Raw genomic sequence first — 19,992 nt, 5'->3', positions numbered from 1 at the left:
CGGGAACACCGACGGCACATCGGCCGACCCGGCCGACCCGAGATCACCGACGAACCCGACGAAGGATCGCAACTCATCACCTGAGACGAGTGCTAGCAGACTGCTTGCAAAAGTTAGCGCCCTTCCCTTTCGGCATCGGCTCGGGTCGCTTCGAGATCGCGAGCACGAAGAGGGGCTCCCCGGTTTCCCCGGGGAGCCCCTCTATACGCTCGGCGATCGTTCGGCTACATCATNCCCGTCCGNCTGGAGGGCTTGCGGCGTTCCCGCAGGTAGCGGTCAAGATCGGGGTTCAAGGTCCACCCTCGGAGCTCCACAGATACTCGCAGGTCAAGGCCTTGATCGGAAAGATTCGATCAAGGCCTTTGATCATTGGTCCGCCATTCGTCCGTGGAACTGGGCGTCACCCGGCGGCAGCCAACGGCACGGAATGACTGTGATCCGCCACACAGAAGATGCCCGTCGCTGCGGTCTGCCCGCCGCAGGCTCGGGCGTGCCGCCAGTCACCCGGCCACGGGCTACCGGGTTGGCGAAGCGGCGATGCGCCTCGGCATCCAGTCCCACCGGGCACTTCCCGGAAACAGAGGCGGTCACCGGTGCGGGCCGGTAAGACTGATCCCGACGCGAACCGCAGGGGTTGGCAACCAGGCGAGGGGGCGGCCAGATGGGTATCGGTGAAGAGATTCGGGCACGTCGCCTCGGCGGCGCCCGTATCTCCGCGCAGCGGATATTCACCGACCGGCTTTCCGAAGCGGAAGCGTTCGCCGGCAAGGTCGACGAGTTGCGGCAACTGCGGACAGAGCATCCGGACGTGACCTTGGATTTCGGCGCTGCCCGTCGCAACGTCCTCGCCTTCTACCTGGCGGACGACGACACGCTTACCGCGTCGCTGCGAGTCGTGCCGGCCGGCCGCAGACCATGNCAGCTCCTCGACGCAGTTGCCGCCGGTGCCGCCGGAGTAGCTGCTCTTACGCCAGGCCAACGGCGTGACGTCGCTGTCGGTATTCATGTCACATGTACTCACGTGCGACTGCCATGATCCGTCGGAAACCAGGCGCATCGTATGCAGAAGCTTCGGCACGATCTGAAGGATGACTCCGGGCTGCTCCGANGCTTCGTTCACGCGTGCCGACGCCGTCGGCGTCGGCGTCGATAGGCGGTTCGTTAAGATTGCGGAGCGTAGTCGACATCAGCCGGGCCAGCCGAGCGGAGGTACGCCGCCACAGCCATGCTTGTGACGGCGGCCCAGGCGCACCACAGCGAGGTGACGGCCTCAGTTGCGACCCAGGCCAGCAGCGCGACCGCAGCTAGGTTGAAGACGCCGAACCAGCGCAGGAACCGCCGTCCGGAGACGATGAGAGCGCCACACGTGCTGACGAGATACAAAGCGATGATCACTGGCCCGGCGTGCAGATGCACGTGATAGACGATGTGATGACCCTCTGGGCGTGCCGTGAAGGGCTTGGAGATGAGGGCCACCGCCAGACCCGCCGCGCAGATCACACCAGCGACAAGCGTGATGATCTCGATCGGTCGATGCCTCGGCACGTGTTCCAGTACAAGCACGGTAACAGGCACATACACCGGCAGGACAAGGAAGGCGAAGATCAGGTAGAGCACGGTCGCCACCGTCTGTACCCTGCCACTGACATCACCGCGCAGCCCCCACCAGACGAACGCCTCGACCAGCGTGTGNCCAGCAAACAGGAGCGGCAACGCGGCCAGCGGCCACTGCGCGCCGGTCCGGACGTGGCGGGCAGCGTCAACGCCGACACCACCGATCACGACGGCGGCCACGACATCGGCCTCCGGTGAGAAACACATTCCGGCTCCCCCTGCCCACGGCCCACGGCCCACGGCCGCCTGTGCCGCCTCCGAGTATCTCGTGGTGGCTGCTCGTGTCGCGGGCAGATCCGCGCTGCCGCACCGGCTGAACACGCCGCCCGCACCTTCCGGATCTCGACGTCGCTNCACACTGCGACGACACCCCGGTTCCTGGTCCCGGTCAGAACATGCGCCGCGGTGGGTGGGCGCCGGCCGAACGAGTCCGGTGATAACTGATCATGATGGGCCGATTGAGATCCGGGTAGTGGGTTGTCGCGGCCGGGCAGAGAATGAAGAGTGGAGGCCGGAAGGCCAGGCAGGAAGCTCGGAAGGAGCTCACAGATGCCGACCGCAGCCCCCGAAGAGGCCCACAGTTTCGAAGTTTTCCAACATTACGAGCGCCTTCAGTGGAAGGTCTCCGAGCTCGGGTTGGAGAATGTCCGGCGCGACCTGGTGGACCCGGCCTACATCTCGCTCGTCNAGGGTGTCGTCATGGGCGAGGCGACCTCGCTGCCCGGGCTGCACGGATTCCTCAGCGAGTTCGACGATGACTACGACTGCTCGGCCTTCGTGGCCGTCTGGGCCTACCAGGAGCTCCAGCACCACTACGCCTTCCGGGCCTGGCTGAAGGCGGTCGGCGTGCACATCGACCAGGCCAGGATCGAGGCGTTGCGCGAGCCGTACGAGCGTGGCATCACGCCGAGCGCCACCCTGGCCACGAACGTGATCTCCGAGATCATCGTCAACACCGCGTACCGGGCTCTTTCCGCCTGGGTGCGTGAGCCCGTCCTGTCCGACCTTTTCCTGCGGGCGAGCCGCGACGAGGCCGGCCACGCCCGCGAATTCCTGTACTACCTGAAGCGGNGGCTCGACCAGCACCCCGAGGAACTCACCTCGGTCCTGGAGCGAATCCATTTCTACGCGACGAGTTCGCGGCTCAACCACCCGGTCGGGGTCTACAAGCATCAGCTCGTCGAGGAGATGCGGGGCTACGAGACCGTCGATGACGTGATCGACGTCTACCTGCGGTTCTCGCCGCCGGACGAGCAGGACCGGCTCCAGGCCAAGCTGCGCCGCGCGCTCGGCAGCGCGATCGGCCGGGACCTGACCCGGAACTCCGACATCCGGCAGGCCCTCGCCGACTCCATCGCGTGACGCCCCCGGCTTCGCCGGCACACCGTCCGGCCCCGCCGGCCGGCGGGGCCGGGGCCGGGGCCGGGGCTCGCCCGTCGCCTCATCCGCATCGAACCGCAGATCGCACGATCCGAGGAGTCCCGATGTCGTCATCGCCGTCATCCCACGCCGAAATCGTCCACACGGTGACCGAGATCGTCGCCGGGGCGCTCCGCCTGCCCGCCGAGACCCTCGCCGCGGATCTGAACCTGCGGACGGTCGAGGGCACGGACTCGGTGAAGGTCCTGCTCGCGATCGCCCGGATCGAGCGCGAGTACGGCATCGAGATCGAGGACGAGGACGTCTTCACCCTGACCACGATCAACGACGTCGTCCGCATCGTGCAGGCGCAGCTCGCCGAGACGACGACGGTCTGACGCCGAGCCAGCCAGCCGGCCAGCCAGGCCGCTAGCCCGCCGCGTTCACCCGCCCAATCGCCAGACTTCCTTGCCTTTCAGAGGGTTCGGCGTCCGACTCGTCCCGCTGGACCGGCAAGGAACGTCAGGTGCCGAGAGTGTCGAGAACCTCGGCGGCGGGGAGGGCGGCGAGCGCCGCTCCGGGCAGCCAGAGCTTGGACCGGCGCAGGCCGGAGCCGACGACGACGCGGGGATGCTCGGCGACCGCGCGGTCGATCAGCAGCGGCCAGTCGGCGGGCAGCCCGACCGGGGTGATGCCGCCGTACTCCATCCCGGTGCGGGAGACGGCCGTGTCCATCGGCGCGAACGACACCTTGCGGGCGGCCAGCCGGCGCCGCACCAGCCCGTTCACATCCGCCCGGGTCGTCGCGAGGACGACGCACGCCGCGAGCGTCGTCTCGGCCCCGCGCCGGGCCGCGACGATCACGCAGTTCGCCGAGTCGGCCGGCCCGACCCCGTAGCGCGCGCAGAACGCGGCCGTGTCGGCCAGCTCGGGGTCGATCTCGGCCACCTCGACCTGCTCGACGGGCGGCGCGGACACCCCGTCCGGCCAGGCCGCCAGCGCCGCCGCGGTCGCCGCCGCGAGCAGGTCCGGTCGGTGCAGGGCCGGCACCGGCTGGAGAACCTCGGTCATGGCAGCGAGCGTACGGCGCCGCCGCGGGCCTCGATCCGTCGGCTCGTTCGCCCCGACGCGCCCCCGCGTGTGGTCCGCGGCGCCGGTCGGAGGCCTCTGGCGGAGGCCGTCTGGCGGAGGCCGCCGGGCGGAGGCCCCCGGGCGGCACGTCAGGACGCGTCGTCGTAGCCCTCGCGAACGGCGAACCGGGTCAGCTCCACCCGGTTGCGGAGCTGGAGCTTGCCCAGCACGTTGTACATGTGGTTCTGCACGGTGCGGTGGGAGATCCCGAGGCGCGCCGCCGCGTCCCGGGCCGACAGGCCCTTCGCGACCAGGCGCAGCACCTCGATCTCCCGCGCCGTGAGCCGGGGGGGCGACGGCGTCGCGGTCACGTCGCGCGCCGCCCGCGACATCTCCCCCAGCACGAGCGCGGCGAGCCCCGCGCTGAAGACGGGGGCCCCGGCGGCGGTGCGCCGCACGGCGTCGACGAGCTCCTCGGGCCGCGCCGACTTGACCACATAGCCCGACGCCCCGGCCTGGACCGCCGCCAGGACGTCGGCCTGCTCGCCGGAGGCCGAGACGATCAGGACCGCGCCGCCGAACCCACCGGCCGCCCCCGGACCGAGCAGGCCCCGGATCACCTCGACGCCCGAGCCGTCCGGGAGCGTCAGGTCGAGGACGACGAGGTCGGGCCGGGTCGCGGCGACCACCCGCAGCGCCTGCGCCACCGAGCCGGCCGTGCCGACCACCACGAACCCTGCCTGGTCCAGGTCCCGGCTCAGGGCCTCCCGCCACAGTGGGTGATCGTCGACGACCACCACCCGGCAGGGCGCGGACCCCTGGGCCGCCGAGCCGTCCGGGGCCGGTCCACCCCCGTCGGACCGGCCGCCTCGCGACCCGTCAGCGTGGGACACGCAACTCGACCTCCGTCCCTGCCCCTGGTCGGCTCGTCACGGTGACCGTGCCGCCCAGTTCCCGGATGCGCCCCCGCACCGAGACCGCGAGTCCCAGCCGCCCCTCGGCGGCGGCCCGTTCCATCCGCCCGGCCGCCATCCCCACCCCGTCGTCGCGGACGGTGACGACCACCCGGTCGCCGTCGTCCTCGACGAGCACCCAGGCCGACGCCCCGGGGCCGGCGTGGCGGGCCACGTTGTCCACCGTGGCCTCGACCGCGGCGACCACCTCCCGCGCACGCTCGCCCTCCAGGGGAACCGGCGCGCCCGGCGTCGCCACCGTCACCGCGCCCCGGCCCGGCGCCGCCGGTCGCGCCAGCCGCAGCAGCGGCTCGACCAGGTCCGCCGAAATCCCGTTTCCTGGCCGCGGCGCCCCGACACCCGCCACGCCACCTGCCACGCCGGCCGTGACCCGCGAGGCGCCGGCCGTGACCCGCGAGGCGGCGGGCGTGCGCAGCAGCTCCCGCAGCGCCGCCTCCTGCTCGGCGGCCATCGCCGCCACCTCCGCCGCCGGCAGGCCCCGCGGCGCCTCCCGCGAGATCAACGCAAGCGCCTGCAGGACGCCGTCGTGCACGCGGCGGGCCAACCGCTCCCGCTCGGCGTCGCCGGCGCGCGCGGCCAGCACGTCGGCGAGCGCCGTCTCCGCCACCAGCGCCGTGCGGCTCAGGTATCCGACGATCGTCCCGGACAACAGGAACAGCACGGCCGTGCCGATCGAGGAGTCGTTGACGACGCCGCGTTCGATGAACGTCGCGATCGACAGCAGCAGGCCGGCGACCAGGCCGCCCGCCGTGCCGCCCAACAGCGCCGCGCCGAGGACGCCGCCGGCCGACCACATCCCCGGCAGGACGTGGCCGGAGCGGGGACCCACCGGCAGGGTCAGGACGACCATCGCCGCGCACAGCGCGACGTCCGCGGCGACGAGGCCGGCCAGCAGCCGAGGCCGGCGGCCGTCGATCACGGGCGCGAGCACCGACATGACCAGCGACCATGCCGCCATCACACCGAACAGGGTGAAGCCGAGCGCGGGCCGGTCGGCCTGCCCGAGGGTCTGGCCGACCAGGGCGACGGCGTAGGCGAGAGACGCCCAGCGGTAGACCGTCAGGGACCGCCACAGCGCGCCCCGCACGCCGGCCGGTCCTCGTGGGATCCCCACCGCACAAGTGTTACAGAAGGTGTACTCAGGACGGAATGAGTATCTGTACTCATGCCGGGACGCCGGGACGGCACGAGACTGATTCTCATGTCGAACCCACCTCCGCAAGCCAGGAGCACGACCGTCTTCTTCGTCCAGGCGGCTTTGTCGTTCGCCGTATCGCTGGTCGCCGTCACGTACGCGATCGCCCGGCTGCCCGGCGACGCCTGGCTGCGCGCCTTCCTCTGGCTCGGCCTGCTCTACGTCGTGACCTCTGCGTTCACCCTGGCCAAGTGCGTGCGCGACCAGCAGGAGGCGGCCAGCGTCATCAACCGCGTCGACCAGGTCCGGCTGGAGCGGCTCCTGGCGGACTACGACCCGCTGAAGACGCCGGTCCATCGCTGAGTCGACGCCGGCCACGGCAGCCGGTAACCGGGACCGGGACCGGGACCGGCGGGCATGGTGGTGCGACGGCCCGCCGCGCGCGGGCGTCCCCACCGCCGGAGGTCCCATGTCGAGCATCCCCGTCGAAGGCGGTACGCAGGGCTGCGAGCTGGTCGACCTGTCCGTGCCGATCGTCAGCGGGATGCCCGTGTACCCGGGGGATCCCGAGGTGGCCGTGGCGCCGGCGCTGCGCGCGGCCGAGGACGGGGTCAACGTGCAACGCGTGCACCTGGGTTCGCAGTCGGGCACGCACGTCGACGCGCCCTGGCACATCGACGACGCGCTGCCCCGGCTCGACGAGCTGCCGCTGGACCGCTTCACCGGCCCGGCGGTGCTGGTCGACGTGCGCGGGCAGGCGGCGCAGGGGTCGATCGGGCCTGCCGCGCTCCCGGCGGCGCTGCGCCCCGGCGACGTCGTCCTGTTCGTGACCGGCTGGTCGGACCGCTGGGGGCACCCTGATTACCTGCGCCATCCCTACCTGGCGCCGGACACGGCCCGGGCGATCGTCGACGCCGGGGTGCGGACCGTCGGCATCGACGCCCTGAGCGTGGACCGCACCCCCGGGCCGGGCCAGGAGGTCAGCCTGGCGGCGCACCGGGTGCTGTGCGGCGCCGGCGCGGTGATCGCCGAGAACCTCACCGGCCTGGCGAGCCTGCTGCGGGCCCGGGCGCAGGGACGGACGGTCGAGATCTTCCTGTTCCCCCTGCCGCTCGCCGCGGCCGACGGCGCCCCGACCCGCGCGGTGGCCCGGCTGGGCCCCCGGCCCTGAGCGGGCGGTTCAGCGCCGCTCGGCGCCGTGCCGGGGCGGTGCTCCGCTCAGCTCCCCACGGCGTGGCGACGCAGCAGCGGGTCGATCTCACCGGTGTTCTCGCCGGCCGGATCGCCGGCCATGGCCCCGCCGGCGGAGGCAGCCTCCGGGGACGCGATCAGCCCACCGTGGGTGCCCGGCGGGTTGATCTGGACGCGGCCGGGACGCGAGGTGGTCGGCCGGTTGGGGGGACGGACCGCCGGACGAGCGGTCATGCGTGCGGCGGATGCCGACGCGACCTCCCCCGCCTCCATCTCGACCTCGACGTCCACCTCGACCTCGTCGTACCCGGCGACTTCGTAGCCGGCGACCTCGTCGTACCCGGCGACCTCGTAGCCGGCGGGCACGTCGGGGCCGGCGGGCGGCGCGTAGCCGTGAAGGACCTTCGCGTGGCCGCCGATCGCCGGACGGCCCGGGCCGGCGGCGTCCCACTCGGCCGCGGGAGCGTAGCCGCCCGGATCCTGCTCGTCGGCTGCGGCCGGGTCCTCGGGATGGGCTCCGCCGCCCGTCCACCGGGTCGGTGCGGGCTGCTCGTCCTGCCCGGCGTCGTCGCGATACGCGTGCTGAGCGGCCATCAGGCTGCCGAGGTCGATCGTCTCCGCCCGGGCGTGCGCGAGTTCTTCGGGGGTGAGCTCCTCCCCCTGCCGGGGACGCTCGTGCTGGGCGCCTGGGTTTCGCTCGTGCTGGGCGCCTGGGTTTCGCTCGTGCTGGGCGCCTGGGTTTCGCTCGTGATAGGCGAAGGACGAGCCGACCGGACGGCGGCGGCGGGCGACCCGCTCGGCCTCGATCCGGCGCTCGATCGAGACCTTGGTGATCGCCAGCCGGCGCTCGACCTGGGCGGCGCGCCGCAGGTGGACGAGGTAACCGGCGAGCCCGAGATCGGTCAAAAGCTGCACGGCGATCCACATCCCGCCGAACAGGGCGGCCAGCACGACGGTCACCGGGAACACCATCGCCAGCAGGGTCAGTCGCTGGCGGCNCACCCGCATCAGGGTCGCCCGCTCGGCGGCCACCCGGTGCAGGGCGATGGTGCGGCGGGAGTCGACCCGCTCGCCGCCGCGTTCCGCGCCGTCGTCGCCGGCCGACGCTGGCCCGCCCGCAACTCCGGACCTCGCCGAAGGTCCCGGCCTACCCGAAGTCGCAGGCCTACCCGAAGTACCTGGCCCACCCGAAGTCGCAGGCCCACCCGAAGTACCCGGCCCACCGGGAGTTCCCGGCCAGCCCAGGGTCGTCGGCCTACCCGGAGTCGCAGGCCCGCCCGAGATCCCGGGCCCGGACTGCACCGCGGGGCGCAGCGGCGGCGCGGGGCTGGGCTGCCGCCCGACCGGATCGGACGGCGCGGCGTCGTCGGAGTCCCCGGGAGCGCTGGGGCGCGCGGACACCCGCGCCGCGTAGGAGTCCCGCGCCGTGCCGGGCGGCGCGTCGCGCCAGCCGCCGGACTCGCCCTGCGCGGCCGAGAGGCCCGCCGGCGCAGACTCCGCGGCGGCGTTGGGATCGCGCGAACGGGGGGACTCCGCGTGCGACATGCCCGTTCCTCTCACCCCGCTGAGACGTTCATGGTCACCGTCGAATCGATCAAGATCGTCCTCGTCGTGGCCCGGTGGGCGGCGGGAGAGCACCCGCATCGCCACCGTGAACCGCTCGGTGGAACGCTGCTCCGACGCCGAGTCGTGGCGGCGCAGCCACATGGGGATCAGGACAAATCCCCACACCGCGACAATCGCCGCCCAGATCAGGGCGCTCACCGGAGCACCGCCGTCCGGCCGATGTGGATCCCGCGATGGACCGGCGGCGGAACCGGCACGATCCCCGCGCCGGACGCCGAGCACGCACCGTCCGCGCAGGGCGCGGCAAGCGCGGCGAGCGCGGAGGTGCTGACCATGCGGGGCCTCTTCCTCGACACCGGCGGATAGCGGTTTCGCTGTTGACGCTAGTGAGCGAAATCCACGTGGTCACCGACCCGAACCCCGCGTGTCGCATCCGCAATCGGATGGGCGATGGTCGTCCCCCCGTCGTCTAACCGACCCAGAGCCCCCCGTGTGGGCTCGGCTTGGCATACGGAAGCACTCGCGGATAGCACGCGCCTCCAGCAGGTCGCTGCGAATGCGCTCGGACGTGAGTGTTGGAACAACGCGCCGTGACAACGACAGGCCGGCGTCCGGTTGCCGACACCCGCCACAGCGCGGAGTGGAACTCGTCACCCCACTCACGGCATAACCCGGACGCGGGCCCCCGGTCCCGCTCCGGGCCACCGCGGATCGGGCAGGTGGCGGCCGCTGACGCCGGGCGCGTCCGCTCGGCTCCGACCCCGGCGGTCAGGGCCGGCTGTGGCGGCTCTCCCGCCAGCGGCGCACGAGCCCCTCGGGAACGTCCTCGGTCGTCAGCGCGAATCCGAGGTGATCTCGGTAGTGGCCGTCGATGGCGAGATAGTGCCGGTGCAGGCCCTCCTCGCGGAAGCCGAGCTTGGCCAGCACCCGCTGGCTGGCGGCGTTCTCGGGCCGCACATTGGCCTCGACGCGGTGCAGGCCGACCGGGCCGAAACAGTGGTCGACGACGAGCGCGAGGGCGGTCGGGGTGATGCCCCGGCCGGCAAAATTGCTGTCCACCCAGTAGCCGACCTGCGCGCTGTTGAAGGCGCCGCGGACAATCGTCGACACCGTCACCTGGCCGACGAGCCGGCCGTGGAAAACGATCCCGAACGGCAACGCCATGCCGATCCGCGCCTGCTGACGCAGNCGGTGCACCATCTGCCGGTACACCGAGATGGTCTGGCGCTGCGCCCAGGTCTCGCGGACCATGACCAGACCGGGCGGGGTCGCCTCCCACGGGGCCAGCCAGTCGGCGTTGCGCAGCCGCACCTCCACCCACGCGGAGGCGTCGCGCAGCCGCAGCGGCCGCACCGTCACCGATCCCTCGGACAGCACCGCCGGCCAGCCCGGAGCCCGCACCATGGCGCCCTAGTCCGCCGTCCCGGCAACGCCGGGCACAACCGTGTGGTCATCCGTGCCGCGGATCTGGGCCACGGCATGTCCGACCACCCCAGCGAGCACGCCCAGCCCGTCGCGGACGCCTCCCGTCGAGCCCGGCAGGTTCACCACCAGCGTCGCCGCCGCGGTCCCGGCGAGCCCGCGGGAGAGTACCGCCGCGGGGACGGCGTCGCGGCCCGCGGCCCGCAGCGCCTCGGCGAGCCCGGGGATCAGCCGCTCGATCACGTCCCCGGTCGCCTCGGGGGTGATGTCCCGCGGTCCAAGACCGGTCCCGCCCGTGGTGACGACCAGGTCGATCCCGTCGGCGACGGCGGCCCGCAGCGCGGCCGTGATCCGCTCGCGGTCGTCGGGGACGACCTGCGCCGGGCCGACTGCGAAGCCGAGCTCGGCCAGCCCGGCGACGAGCAGCGGGCCGGAACGGTCCGGGTAGACGCCCCCGTACGCCCGGTCGGACACGGTGACGACCTGGGCCCGCGCTCCCGACGGAAGGCTCGACGAGCGGCTCACCGGACCGCCTCCGCCGGGCCCGTCGGGGTTTCCGGCCCGGCCTCCCGGGAGGGCCCGGCGCGCCATTCGCCGTGGCGCCCGCCCGTCTTGGTCAGTACCCGCACGCCGGTCAGTTCCGCGCCGGGATCGACCGCCTTGACCATGTCGTGCAGGGTCAGCGCGGCCACGGTGACGGCGGTCAGCGCCTCCATCTCGACGCCGGTCCGGTCGGCCGTCCGCACGGTGGCGGTGATCTCCACCCCGTCGTCGCGGACCGTGAGGTCGACGGTGACCCCGGAGATCGCGATGGGATGACAGAGCGGGACGAGGTCGGGCGTGCGCTTCGCGCCCATGATCCCGGCGATCCGGGCGGTCCCGAGCGCGTCCCCCTTGGGCACCCCGGTGCCGCGCAGCAGGTCCACCACCTCGGGGATGACCCGCAGCAGGCCGGTGGCGGTCGCCGTGCGGGCGGTGACGTCCTTGGCCGTGACATCGACCATCCGGGCCGCGCCCTGCTCGTCGACGTGGGTGAGTCGGGGCGCGGTCATCGGGCGATCGGCTCCGACGGCCCGGTGCCCGCGCCCGTGTCCGCACCCNTGTCCGTGTCCGACCTGTCGGTCTCCGCCCAGCCCAGGCCGGAGAGAACGGCGCCTGCGTCCCCGCCGAGCAACAGTGCCGGCAGTCGGGAGCCGACCGGTACCTCCGTCACGTCCTCGGGAATGACCAGCAACGCCTGCGCGCCGGCCAGCGAGGTGAGCTGGTGGGAGCCCTGGCCGCCGGCCGGGCGGGCGACGGTGGCCGGGCCGGGCCGGCCGTTCTCGCCGAGACGGTCGAGGCCGACCCGCACGAAGCTGCGCCGGCCGGACGGGGAACGCAGTGCCGTGCCGACCGTCACGACGATCCGCGGCAGACCCGTGGCCGTCAGCCCACGCATCCGGCGCAGCGCCGGGCGGACGAACAGCTCGAAGGAGACCAACGCGCTGACCGGGTTGCCGGGCAACGCGAAGATCGGCACACCCTCGACCAGACCGAAGCCCTGCGGTTTGCCCGGCTGCATCGCCACCTGGTCGAACCGCACGCTGCCGGTCCCGGTGAGGACCTCCTTGACCACGTCGTAGGCGCCGACGCTGACCCCGCCGGTGGTCACCACCGCGTCGACGTCACCCAGCACCCCGTGCAGGGCCTTGGCGAAGGCGTCGGGCTCGTCGGGCACTCCGGTGAGCCGGCGGACGACCGCGCCGGCCTCGCGGGCGGCGGCCGCGATGCCGTGACTGTTGGAGTCGACGATCTGCCCGGCGCCGAGCCGCGAGCCGACCTCGACGAGCTCGGTGCCCGTGGACAGCACCGCCACCCGGGGCCGCGGGTGCACCGGCGGGCGCGCCACGTTGACGGCGGCGAGCAGGCCGATCTGGGCCGAGCCGATGACCGTCCCCGCCGGTAGCACCAGCGCGCCGGGGGTGACGTCCTCGCCGGCGCGGCGGATGTGCAGCCCGCGGGCGGCGGGCCGGCGGACCGCGACCGACTCGCGGCCGCCGTCGGTCCACTCGAGCTGGACCACGGCGTCCGCGCCGCGGGGCAGCGGGGCACCGGTCATGATCCGCACCGCCGTGCCGGGTTCCAGCGGCGCCGGCGTGCCGGGCCCGGCCGGGATGTCGCCGACGACGGGGAGGACGGTGGGGGCGTCCTCGGTGGCCGCGGCGACGTCGGCGGCCCGCACCGCGTAGCCGTCCATGGCCGAGTTGTCGAAGCTGGGCAGGGCCACCGTCGCCCGGACGTCCGCGGCGAGCACGCAACCGTGGGCCTGCTCCAGCCCGGCGCGCCGGGGGCGGGTCGGCGCCACCTCCGCGAGGATTCGCTCCAGGTGTTCATCCACCGTCGTCATGGGCGCCCGTCCCCGTTCCTGTGCCCTTTGATGCCGGCCCGGCGTGCCCGGCCGGCATCGTCCGGGCTACGGCCATCGGAGCCCGGACACCTTCCCTGCATCGGCGGCCGGGCGGGCGCCACGCACCCGTCGACGGCCGCCGCTCCACGCCCGACCTGCGCGCCGATCGCGCCGGGCCGATCCCGGGAGCGTTCCTGCCCACGCCGGAAGCGTCAAGGTTAGACGAATGCAACCAGGTCAATCAGGGGGATGATGATTGGAGAAAACCCGCTAATTAGGACAAATTTCCCTTGGGTCCGCCGGCGGNGACGTACTCCTCGAGCCACGGATAGAGATCGGGGCCCAGATCGGCCCGCTCGCAGGCCAGCCGGATGACCGCCTTGAGATAGTCGACCCGGTCCCCGGTGTCGTAGCGCCGGCCCGTGAACACCACGCCGTGCACCGGCTGGGCATCGGCGCCCCCGGCCGCCGCGTGCAGCGCCAGCGTCCGCAGCGCGTCGGTGATCTGGATCTCCCCGCCCCGCCCGGGTTCGGTGTGCCGCAGCACCTCGAAGATCTCCGGAGCCAGGACGTAGCGGCCGATGATCGCCAGGTTGCTCGGCGCCTCCGCAACCGGCGGTTTCTCCACCAGGTCCAGGATGCGCACGATCCCGTACCGGTCGTCCGGCCCGGTGGGGACGGACTCCACGGTGGCGACGCCGTACATCGAGACCTGCTCCTGCGGGACCTCCATCAGCGCGATGACGCTACCGCCGAAGCGGGCCTGCACCGCGAGCATCTCCGCCAGCAGTGGGTCACGCTCATCGATGAGATCGTCACCGAGCAGGACGGCGAAGGGCTCGTCGCCCACGTGCGCGGCTGCGCACAGGACGGCGTGACCGAGCCCCCGCGGCGAGGGCTGGCGGACCGAGTGCACCTCGGCCAGCTCCGCCGACGCGCGGACCCGGCGCAGGCGGGTCTCGTCGCCCTTGCGCTCCAGCGCGGCCTCGATGTCCGCCTCTCGATCGAAATGGTCCTCGATCGCCTTCTTGGTGCGGCTGGTGACAAGGAGGACGTCGCGCAGGCCGACCCGAGAGGCCTCCTCGACGACGTATTCGATAGCCGGCCTGTCGACAACCGGCAGCATCTCCTTGGGCACCGCCTTCGTGGCCGGCAGGAAGCGAGTGCCCAGACCCGCGGCCGGAATAACCGCCTTCGTCACTGGCATGGGGAAACCTTAGCCGGGTCGAAGTGCACGGGCACCGCGACGGCCGCCTTCACGGGCGATGCACAGCTCGGGCGGTACCCGGCCGTCTGCGGGGCGCCACCGGCACGGCCACGACCTCGCCAGCCCCACGCGCCGCGCGCCCATCCCACCCACCTCCCGCCCACGGCTCCCACGGCCCGCACGACCCACCCGCTGCGCCCCGCGCGCCCCGTCCGCGGGCCGTGGAGCCCCCCGCCCGCGGCCCGACCGCGCCCCGACCGCGGCCGCGGGTGTGACCCGCCGTGGCCGCGCGGGCCGGTGACCTGCTCCGCTGCGCATCTCCACGGCATCATCCGAGGCCAGGGACCCCGGCAACCGCCCCTGCGGCGCCGACCTGCGGGAGGCTGTGCACGTGCAGGGAAGACACCTACCACCCGATGATCCGCGGGAGACGCCCGCCGCCGGGCCGCCGGCTCGGCCGCCCTCGGGGCCGGTGGCCGGCGCGGTGCTCGGATCCGAGGGTGACGCCGCGCCGGGCGGCGCTGCCAAGCAACGGCTACGCGCGCGGCTGCTCGCCCAGCGACGAACCTCCCTGGCCCTGTGTCACGAGCCCTGGTCGCCGGCGGACACGGCGGTGCTGGCGACGCGGATCCTCCAGATCCCCGAGGTCGCCGACGCCCGGTGCGTCGCGGCGTACGTGGGGCTGCCCGGCGAGCCCGATCTCGCCGACCTGCTGGCCCGGCTGCTCGCCCGCGGCACCCGGGTGTTGCTGCCGGTGGTGCGCGCCGATCTCGACCTCGACTTCCGCGAGTACGCCGGCACGCTGATCCCGGGCGCCCTGGGCACCCGGGAGCCACCCGCGGCGGCACCCCCGGGGGATCTTTCCGCAGCCGACGCCGTGATCATCCCGGCGCTCGCCGTCGATCGGGCGGGACGGNGGCTCGGCCGGGGCGGCGGCTCGTACGACCGCGCACTGCGCCGGGTCGGGCCCGATGTCCCCGTGATCGCCGTGCTGTACGACCAGGAGCTGCTCGATCTCGTCCCCACGGAGGAGCACGATCGCAGCGTGAAGATCGTCGTCACGCCAAGTCGTACGCTACGGTGCGAACCGACTGACGGCACCCGGGAACATCCGAGGCCGTCCACGAGCTAAAGTTGGCAGTCGCCACTTCTGAGTGCCAGCTCCGGGAGGAGTACGTGCCTACCTACCAGTACCGCTGCACCGACTGCGGACGTGACCTTGAAGTCGTGCAAAGCTTCAGCGACGCGTCACTGACGGAGTGCCCGACCTGCGCCGGACGACTTCGTAAAGTGTTCGGTTCGGTGGGCGTGGTGTTCAAGGGCAGCGGCTTCTACAAGAACGACAGCCGGTCAAGCTCCTCCGGCGGTTCCACGCAGCACCGCCCGAAGGACACCGCGGACGCCGCGAGCGCCACCGCCACCAGCTCCACCGGTGGGAACGACTCGTCGTCCAGCTCCGAGTCGTCCTCGGCCGCCACGGCGAGCAGCGGCTCGTCCTCGTCGGCGCCCTCGACGTCGAGCACGGCCTCCAGCACCGCGGCGGCCTGACCGACCAAAGCACGTTCACCGTCTGCCGAAGGCGTCCGGGCGCTCGTCGTCCCGGACGCCTTCGGCATGCTCGGGGTAGCGACGGCCCTGCACGCCCCGATGGACCGCGTACCGCACCGCCCCAGGCGTCCCGGACGCGCTCCGGACTCGCTCCGGACTCGCTCCGGACTCGCTCCGGACGCGCTCCGGACGCGATGAGGCCAGGACGGGGCGGCACCATGACCGATGCCGGCTCCGACGAGGCCGTGCGACGGGTTGCGACGGTCGCAGNACCGCGGTCGGGCAGAGGCCGGACGGGTGCCACGCAGACGGGTGCCACGCAGACGGGCGTCCCGTGCCTGCCCAGCCGGCCTTCCCCACGGTGGTGACCGGTGACCGGCGACCGGCGCTCCGCTCAGGTCGGAGCACCGCGCACCGATGAACCGGGATGGGAGCGGACGTTCCGTTTCGTACAGCTCCCCGAAATGCGCTGTTAGTGCGATTCAGCACGGCTGCCAGGAATTTCCGTTCGCCTCCGGACGGCACACGCCGACGAGGCCGACGACGGCGCCCGCCGCCGATCCGGATCGACTCCGGATCGGGTCACGCGCCCGCGCCGTCGTACCAGACACACCGCCTACTGTTTGCGGCGGCGATAGTGCTCCACGATCCAGGCGTCTACCTCTCGCTTGCGCCAAACTCGGGTGCCTTTGGCACCACTACCCGTCGGCGCGTTGATGACCTGCAAGGGTGCCGGAAACCGGGAGTCCTTGCGCGTCCAGTAGTCCACCGCCTGGCGAGTGATCTTGAGTTGGAACGCGATGTCCCCGATGCCGACCAACTGCTCACCGTCGTCCACGCGGAACATCGTAACCACTTTGCTCTTCCCCAAGAACCTCGCTAGGGTCTATTTTGCTGCGTAGCAAATTGACGGAGGAGGAAACCGATGCCCCCCACGCCACGCCGCGCCGATGAGGTCGGGGCGCTGTTAGACCGCGACGAGGACTACGACGAGGATCCGATCGGGGATCCGCCGATCACGGTGAGCCGCTACCGAGCGTCCATCCGGGCGGTCCTGGGCGTCCGGATGCCGGAGCCCGGGATCGTCGCTTCCGCCTGGTCCCAACGGGAGACGGACGCTTTCCTGGCGGGCAGCCGGGCCACCCTCCGACTCGTCGTCGAGGTGATCGGGCACGCCCTGACCACGCCGCCACCCGCCCGCGATGGTTTCGGCGGCGTAGATTGACCGTCGGCGCGCGGCCCGGATCCGGGTGGCCACCATCCCGCCCGGATCCGGGCCCCGCGCCCCCGGTGGCAGCATTGCAGTGGCCGACCCGGCGCGTGACCGGCCCGGGCGCCGGGGCGAACAACGCACTCGCGTCTAACCAGTCCGCGGGACGCGGTCCCATCCCGTCGGCAATCGATTCACCACCGACCTGCCGCCCCGGCCGCGATCGCCGGACCGGGACCGCGGCAACGAACAGTCCGCGCCACACGAGGGGAAGATCATGGGCGCCACCGAGCCGCGCGACGACGACTCGTTCGACGACGAACGGGAGATCGGATGGGGCGACGAGTCATTGTCCGAGGAAGACGATCCGGACATCGAGCGACTCCTCGCCGATCTTCCGCCGCACCACGTCGAGCGCTGATCGGCGGCGACACCGCCGGCCACCCCACGGGCCACGAGGTGGAAAGCGCCGCGCTCGGCCAGCTTTCCCGGCGCAATACGTCTACCGGTAGGTAAGCCTGAGCGCCGTGCCGGCACCCGCGCCAGGTCAGGCGAATTGCGGGTGCCATGACACGGTTTACTGCGTTGTCCCCGTCCCCGGCACGTGCAATCCGTGGTCGGAGCCGGATTGCCCGCGGGAAGCCGGCGCCGAGCTGGCCGCGGGGCCGAGGTGGACGCCCTCGAGCAGGCGGGCGAAGGCGGCCGGCGCCTCCAGGTGTGCGGCGTGTCCGCAGCCGGGCACGACACGGACCGTCAGTCCCAGCTTCTCGCGCAGGAGCAGCGCGGCACGATGGCGCACGGGCGGCGAGTCCGCCCCTACAGTGATGATCGTCGGACAGGTCCGCGCCGGCAGGGGCGGCGGCTCGAAGTCCAGGAACATCGCCAGGTCCCGAACGACGGCGTCCGGGTCGGCCGGCGCGTCGGCGGGACTCCACGCGGGCCCGTACAGCGCCCGGGCGAAGGGGACCACGCCGCCCTGCGCGAACGCGGCGGCCATCGGCGCGAGCAGCCCGGGCAGCAGCGACCCCACGGCCGGCTCGTGCAGCACGGCACCCGCCAGGGGCACGCCGGCGGCAAGGATCGCCAACCCCAGCGTCGCACCGCCGCTCACCCCGCCGTAGACGGCGCCGTCGAGCAGCGGCCGCAGCGCCGCCAGCTCTGCGGCCAGGTTCCCGGTGGACGGCCGGTCCGGGGCCTGCACCGGCCGGTCGCCGAGCTCTCGACGCACGTGCCGCCACACCGCCCCGGTCGTCGCCGTGCCGTGCACGAGCACGACGGGTGGCACCACCCNGGCCACCCCGGCCACCCCGGCCACCCCGGCCGCCCCGGCCGCCCCCGTCTCCGGCACCCCGGCCTCCCCCGTCCCACGCATCGTCCCGACGTCCACCACCGCGTCAGCCTCCGTCTCGCCCGTCGACCGAACCGTCCACGGACGGCCGTTAACGCGTCCGCAATCCTCGTCGCAGGAAAGTAACAACGAGCGCATTGATCGGAAACATTCGAATCCTTACCGTCCAATGCATGTACACGGCTCTGTATACAGCGCAGTATGCAACAGGGACGAAAATCCCGTCACGATCACCTCCGGCGGCCGGCCGGGGACGGGCACCGACCGCTGCCGGGCGGCGGCCCGACCGAGGGGGGTGGCGCACCGTCGACGTCGATGTCGGATGCTCGGCTGTATGACTCCGTCGCCGACCCCGAGGTCCACCGCCGCCNGCAACCTTCGCGACCAGGCATACGTTGCACTGCGTCGACGGCTGATGTCCGGAGAGTTCTCCTTTCGGGACCGGCTTGCCGAGGAACGTCTCGCGGCCCTGCTCGGAGTCTCGCGCACCCCCGTCCGGGAGGCCCTGACCCGGCTGGCCGGCGACGGCCTGGTGGAGAAGCGACCGGACGGCGGCTACTACCCGGCCGAGCCCGACCTCGGCGCCCTGCGCGACCTCTACGAGATCCGGGTCACGCTGGAGCTGCGCGGGCTGCAGCGCGCGGTGGAGTCCGGCACCGCGCACGATCCGGCGGTGTTGGAGCCGTTGCGGGACGCCTGGCGCGCCCTGCGCGACGATCAGCCTGCTCCCGATCCCGCATTCGTCGCCCTGGACGAGGATTTCCATATCACCCTCAGCCGCGCGTCGGGAAACGCGGAACTCGCCCACATGTTGGACGCAATAAATGCTCGGATCCGCCCCGTTCGGATGCACGACTTCGTCACCGCCGACCGGGTTCATCTGACGATCAGCCAGCATCTCGGGATCGTCGAGAGGGTGCTCGCGGGCGATCTTGAGGGCAGCGTCGTCGCCCTGCGCCAGCACGTCGGCGAGTCCATGGACGTCGTCGAGAAGCGGGCGGCCCGGGCGATCACCCAGATGGTGCTGAACCGCAGCCGCGCCTCGGGGATCAGGAGCTGACCGCGGAGCCGGCGGACGCCCACCAGCACGACCGATCATCGTCGGCTCGCCCCAGGAGGACCGTCATGACCACCGCAACCTCAGCCCCCACCGCAACCTCAGCCCCCACCGGCGCGACTCGGCCCGCCGTCACGGCCGGGCCGCCCCTGCCGAACCCGGACCGGCTGGCCGCCGCCGGGGACCTGCGGATCGGGCCTGTCGTTGCGAACCCCTACGCCTGGCCCTACGACGGATCGTTCAGCCCGGCGACGACCGCCGTCATCAACATCGACTGGCAGGTCGACTTCTGCGGTCCGGGCGGCTACGTGGACGCGATGGGCTACGACCTCGGGCTGACCCGCGCCGGCCTCGCCCCGACTGCGGCGCTGCTGGCCGCGCTGCGCCCGTTGGGCTTTCTCATCGTGCACACCCGGGAGGGGCATCGGCCGGACCTGTCGGACTGCCCGCCGAACAAGCTGTGGCGCTCGAAGCAGATCGGCGCGGGCATCGGGGATCGGGGCCCGCGCGGGCGGATTCTCACCCGTGGCGAGCCCGGCTGGGAGATCGTGCCCGAGGTCGCGCCGCTGCCGGGCGAGATCGTGATCGACAAGCCGGGCAAGGGCTCCTTCTACGCGACCGACCTGGACCTCGTGCTGCGTCGGCACGGCGTCACCCACATCATTCTCACCGGCATCACCACCGACGTGTGCGTCCACACGACGATGCGGGACGCCAACGACCGCGGGTACGAGTGCCTGCTGCTGTCCGACTGCACCGGGGCCACGGATCCCAGCAACCACGCGGCCGCGTTGCACATGGTGACGATGCAGGGTGGCGTCTTCGGATCGGTGGCCACCTCGGACGCGGTGCGTACGGCGGTCATTGCGGCCACCGCGGCCACCGCCGCGGTCTGAACCTCGTC

At 72.6% G+C, this 19,992-nt stretch carries 22 protein-coding genes and 8 pseudogenes; 14 read left to right on the top strand and 16 right to left on the bottom strand.

Translation table 11 applies throughout. From position 1 onward, the window contains the following. Positions 1–919: 919 nt before the first annotated feature. From FF86_RS68525 to FF86_RS64405, 3 genes and pseudogenes are all read right to left on the bottom strand, one after another. Positions 920–1,006: DUF397 domain-containing protein (locus tag FF86_RS68525; RefSeq protein WP_396230109.1), on the bottom strand; the 87-nt coding region annotated here is incomplete at its 3' end. A 155-nt stretch (positions 1,007–1,161) separates the two neighbouring features. Next, positions 1,162–1,692, bottom strand: a pseudogene (locus FF86_RS64410) (DUF6629 family protein); the annotation flags it as partial. A gap of 1 nt (position 1,693) precedes the next feature. Beyond that, positions 1,694–1,821: DUF6629 family protein (locus FF86_RS64405; protein ID WP_313954386.1), on the bottom strand; the 128-nt coding region annotated here is incomplete at its 3' end. A gap of 342 nt (positions 1,822–2,163) precedes the next feature. Here FF86_RS64405 and FF86_RS68520 point away from each other — a divergent pair. From FF86_RS68520 to FF86_RS26575, 4 genes and pseudogenes are all read left to right on the top strand, one after another. Then, positions 2,164–2,301: pseudogene (locus tag FF86_RS68520) on the top strand (ferritin-like domain-containing protein); the annotation flags it as partial. Position 2,302: 1 nt separating this feature from the next. After that, a pseudogene (locus FF86_RS58275) lies at positions 2,303–2,685 on the top strand (ferritin-like domain-containing protein); the annotation flags it as partial. A 1-nt stretch (position 2,686) separates the two neighbouring features. Beyond that, positions 2,687–2,976 (top strand): annotated as a pseudogene (locus tag FF86_RS58270) (ferritin-like domain-containing protein); the annotation flags it as partial. Positions 2,977–3,098: 122 nt separating this feature from the next. Beyond that, the gene (locus FF86_RS26575; protein ID WP_044887865.1) at positions 3,099–3,371 is read left to right on the top strand and encodes an acyl carrier protein; all 273 of its coding nucleotides are present in this window, start codon (positions 3,099–3,101) and stop codon (positions 3,369–3,371) included. Between the two features lie 124 nt (positions 3,372–3,495). Here the strand turns inward: FF86_RS26575 and FF86_RS26570 are convergent, their stop codons facing one another. From FF86_RS26570 to macS, 3 genes are all read right to left on the bottom strand, one after another. Next, positions 3,496–4,044: a YbaK/EbsC family protein gene (locus FF86_RS26570; RefSeq protein WP_044887864.1), complete on the bottom strand. Its 549-nt coding sequence runs from the start codon at positions 4,042–4,044 to the stop codon at positions 3,496–3,498. A gap of 149 nt (positions 4,045–4,193) precedes the next feature. After that, complete coding sequence (locus FF86_RS26565; protein ID WP_044887863.1) at positions 4,194–4,937, bottom strand: response regulator transcription factor; 744 nt, start codon at positions 4,935–4,937, stop codon at positions 4,194–4,196. Beyond that, on the bottom strand, positions 4,924–6,105 hold the full coding sequence (macS, locus tag FF86_RS26560) for a MacS family sensor histidine kinase (RefSeq protein WP_236705450.1): 1,182 nt from the start codon (positions 6,103–6,105) through the stop codon (positions 4,924–4,926). Before macS ends, FF86_RS26565 begins: the two co-directional genes overlap by 14 nt. Positions 6,106–6,219: 114 nt before the next feature. Here macS and FF86_RS26555 point away from each other — a divergent pair, with 114 nt between their 5' ends. After that, a complete protein-coding gene (locus tag FF86_RS26555) occupies positions 6,220–6,516 on the top strand; it encodes a YiaA/YiaB family inner membrane protein (RefSeq protein ID WP_044887861.1) in 297 nt (98 codons plus the stop codon). Between the two features lie 106 nt (positions 6,517–6,622). Continuing rightward, a complete protein-coding gene (locus FF86_RS26550) occupies positions 6,623–7,324 on the top strand; it encodes a cyclase family protein (RefSeq protein WP_044887860.1) in 702 nt (233 codons plus the stop codon). Positions 7,325–7,371: 47 nt separating this feature from the next. On the opposite strand, the gene FF86_RS68515 is transcribed toward FF86_RS26550, so the two are convergent. Then, positions 7,372–8,331 carry a hypothetical protein gene (locus FF86_RS68515; protein ID WP_396230108.1) on the bottom strand — a complete coding sequence of 320 codons (960 nt, stop codon included), beginning with the start codon at positions 8,329–8,331 and terminating at the stop codon, positions 7,372–7,374. Between the two features lie 12 nt (positions 8,332–8,343). Further along, positions 8,344–9,108, bottom strand: a pseudogene (locus FF86_RS36495) (hypothetical protein); the annotation flags it as partial. A 21-nt stretch (positions 9,109–9,129) separates the two neighbouring features. Here FF86_RS36495 and FF86_RS35040 point away from each other — a divergent pair. Beyond that, complete coding sequence (locus FF86_RS35040) at positions 9,130–9,276, top strand: hypothetical protein (RefSeq protein ID WP_199865824.1); 147 nt, start codon at positions 9,130–9,132, stop codon at positions 9,274–9,276. Between the two features lie 402 nt (positions 9,277–9,678). On the opposite strand, the pseudogene FF86_RS26535 reads toward FF86_RS35040, so the two are convergent. From FF86_RS26535 to galU, 6 genes and pseudogenes are all read right to left on the bottom strand, one after another. After that, positions 9,679–10,098: pseudogene (locus FF86_RS26535) on the bottom strand (GNAT family N-acetyltransferase); the annotation flags it as partial. Between the two features lies 1 nt (position 10,099). Then, positions 10,100–10,314, bottom strand: a pseudogene (locus FF86_RS58265) (alanine acetyltransferase); the annotation flags it as partial. A 6-nt stretch (positions 10,315–10,320) separates the two neighbouring features. Next, positions 10,321–10,857, bottom strand: coding sequence for a molybdenum cofactor biosynthesis protein B (locus FF86_RS26530; RefSeq protein WP_044887877.1), 537 nt, complete (start codon positions 10,855–10,857; stop codon positions 10,321–10,323). Beyond that, positions 10,854–11,384 carry a cyclic pyranopterin monophosphate synthase MoaC gene (gene moaC / locus FF86_RS26525; protein WP_044887857.1) on the bottom strand — a complete coding sequence of 177 codons (531 nt, stop codon included), beginning with the start codon at positions 11,382–11,384 and terminating at the stop codon, positions 10,854–10,856. The genes FF86_RS26530 and moaC overlap by 4 nt, the downstream gene beginning before the upstream one ends. Before the next feature lie 49 nt (positions 11,385–11,433). After that, on the bottom strand, positions 11,434–12,718 hold a 1,285-nt coding region (gene glp, locus FF86_RS26520; protein WP_242419670.1), incomplete at its 3' end, for a gephyrin-like molybdotransferase Glp. Between the two features lie 307 nt (positions 12,719–13,025). Further along, the coding region (gene galU / locus FF86_RS26515; protein WP_242419669.1) for a UTP--glucose-1-phosphate uridylyltransferase GalU at positions 13,026–13,925 on the bottom strand (900 nt) is incomplete at its 3' end. Between the two features lie 385 nt (positions 13,926–14,310). On the opposite strand from galU, the pseudogene FF86_RS26510 reads away from it, so the two are divergent. From FF86_RS26510 to FF86_RS68510, 3 genes and pseudogenes are all read left to right on the top strand, one after another. Beyond that, positions 14,311–14,841, top strand: a pseudogene (locus FF86_RS26510) (5-formyltetrahydrofolate cyclo-ligase); the annotation flags it as partial. Between the two features lies 1 nt (position 14,842). Then, on the top strand, positions 14,843–15,057 hold a 215-nt coding region (locus FF86_RS58260; RefSeq protein WP_304438186.1), incomplete at its 5' end, for a 5-formyltetrahydrofolate cyclo-ligase. A 44-nt stretch (positions 15,058–15,101) separates the two neighbouring features. Continuing rightward, the gene (locus tag FF86_RS68510) at positions 15,102–15,473 is read left to right on the top strand and encodes an FmdB family zinc ribbon protein (protein ID WP_082122238.1); all 372 of its coding nucleotides are present in this window, start codon (positions 15,102–15,104) and stop codon (positions 15,471–15,473) included. Positions 15,474–16,089: 616 nt separating this feature from the next. On the opposite strand, the gene FF86_RS26500 is transcribed toward FF86_RS68510, so the two are convergent. Further along, positions 16,090–16,320 (bottom strand): hypothetical protein, encoded by a 231-nt coding sequence (locus FF86_RS26500; RefSeq protein ID WP_173402713.1) that lies wholly within the window; start codon positions 16,318–16,320, stop codon positions 16,090–16,092. Positions 16,321–16,398: 78 nt separating this feature from the next. On the opposite strand from FF86_RS26500, the gene FF86_RS26495 reads away from it, so the two are divergent. Both FF86_RS26495 and FF86_RS35035 read left to right on the top strand, forming a co-directional pair. Then, positions 16,399–16,698: a hypothetical protein gene (locus FF86_RS26495; RefSeq protein WP_044887853.1), complete on the top strand. Its 300-nt coding sequence runs from the start codon at positions 16,399–16,401 to the stop codon at positions 16,696–16,698. Positions 16,699–16,960: 262 nt separating this feature from the next. Continuing rightward, positions 16,961–17,104 (top strand): hypothetical protein, encoded by a 144-nt coding sequence (locus tag FF86_RS35035; RefSeq protein WP_009741885.1) that lies wholly within the window; start codon positions 16,961–16,963, stop codon positions 17,102–17,104. 156 nt (positions 17,105–17,260) lie between these two features. Here the strand turns inward: FF86_RS35035 and FF86_RS26490 are convergent, their stop codons facing one another. Continuing rightward, entirely contained in the window at positions 17,261–17,950 is a 690-nt protein-coding gene (locus FF86_RS26490; protein WP_255355933.1) for an alpha/beta fold hydrolase, read from the bottom strand. Between the two features lie 452 nt (positions 17,951–18,402). Here FF86_RS26490 and FF86_RS26485 point away from each other — a divergent pair. Together FF86_RS26485 and FF86_RS26480 are read left to right on the top strand one after the other, a co-directional pair. Next, a partial coding sequence (locus tag FF86_RS26485; RefSeq protein WP_255355932.1) for a GntR family transcriptional regulator occupies positions 18,403–19,091 on the top strand: 689 nt, incomplete at its 5' end. Between the two features lie 65 nt (positions 19,092–19,156). Continuing rightward, positions 19,157–19,984: a cysteine hydrolase family protein gene (locus FF86_RS26480; protein ID WP_082122237.1), complete on the top strand. Its 828-nt coding sequence runs from the start codon at positions 19,157–19,159 to the stop codon at positions 19,982–19,984. The last annotated feature ends 8 nt before the right edge of the window (positions 19,985–19,992 follow it).

This window comes from Frankia sp. CpI1-P (assembly GCF_001421075.1).
Taxonomy (GTDB): Bacteria; Actinomycetota; Actinomycetes; order Frankiales; family Frankiaceae; genus Frankia; species Frankia torreyi.
This window is presented reverse-complemented; position numbering and strand designations above follow the sequence as displayed.

Bases quoted from the DNA above. Each gene is read 5' to 3' on its own strand.
- FF86_RS26575 (WP_044887865.1), top strand. From the start codon at position 3,099: ATGTCGTCATCGCCGTCATCCCACGCCGAAATCGTCCACACGGTGACC.
- FF86_RS26570 (WP_044887864.1), bottom strand. From the start codon at position 4,044: ATGACCGAGGTTCTCCAGCCGGTGCCGGCCCTGCACCGACCGGACCTG.
- FF86_RS26555 (WP_044887861.1), top strand. From the start codon at position 6,220: ATGTCGAACCCACCTCCGCAAGCCAGGAGCACGACCGTCTTCTTCGTC.
- FF86_RS26550 (WP_044887860.1), top strand. From the start codon at position 6,623: ATGTCGAGCATCCCCGTCGAAGGCGGTACGCAGGGCTGCGAGCTGGTC.
- FF86_RS35040 (WP_199865824.1), top strand. From the start codon at position 9,130: ATGTGGATCCCGCGATGGACCGGCGGCGGAACCGGCACGATCCCCGCG.
- moaC (WP_044887857.1), bottom strand. From the start codon at position 11,384: ATGACCGCGCCCCGACTCACCCACGTCGACGAGCAGGGCGCGGCCCGG.
- FF86_RS26500 (WP_173402713.1), bottom strand. From the start codon at position 16,320: ATGTTCCGCGTGGACGACGGTGAGCAGTTGGTCGGCATCGGGGACATC.
- FF86_RS26495 (WP_044887853.1), top strand. From the start codon at position 16,399: ATGCCCCCCACGCCACGCCGCGCCGATGAGGTCGGGGCGCTGTTAGAC.
- FF86_RS35035 (WP_009741885.1), top strand. From the start codon at position 16,961: ATGGGCGCCACCGAGCCGCGCGACGACGACTCGTTCGACGACGAACGG.
- FF86_RS26480 (WP_082122237.1), top strand. From the start codon at position 19,157: ATGACCACCGCAACCTCAGCCCCCACCGCAACCTCAGCCCCCACCGGC.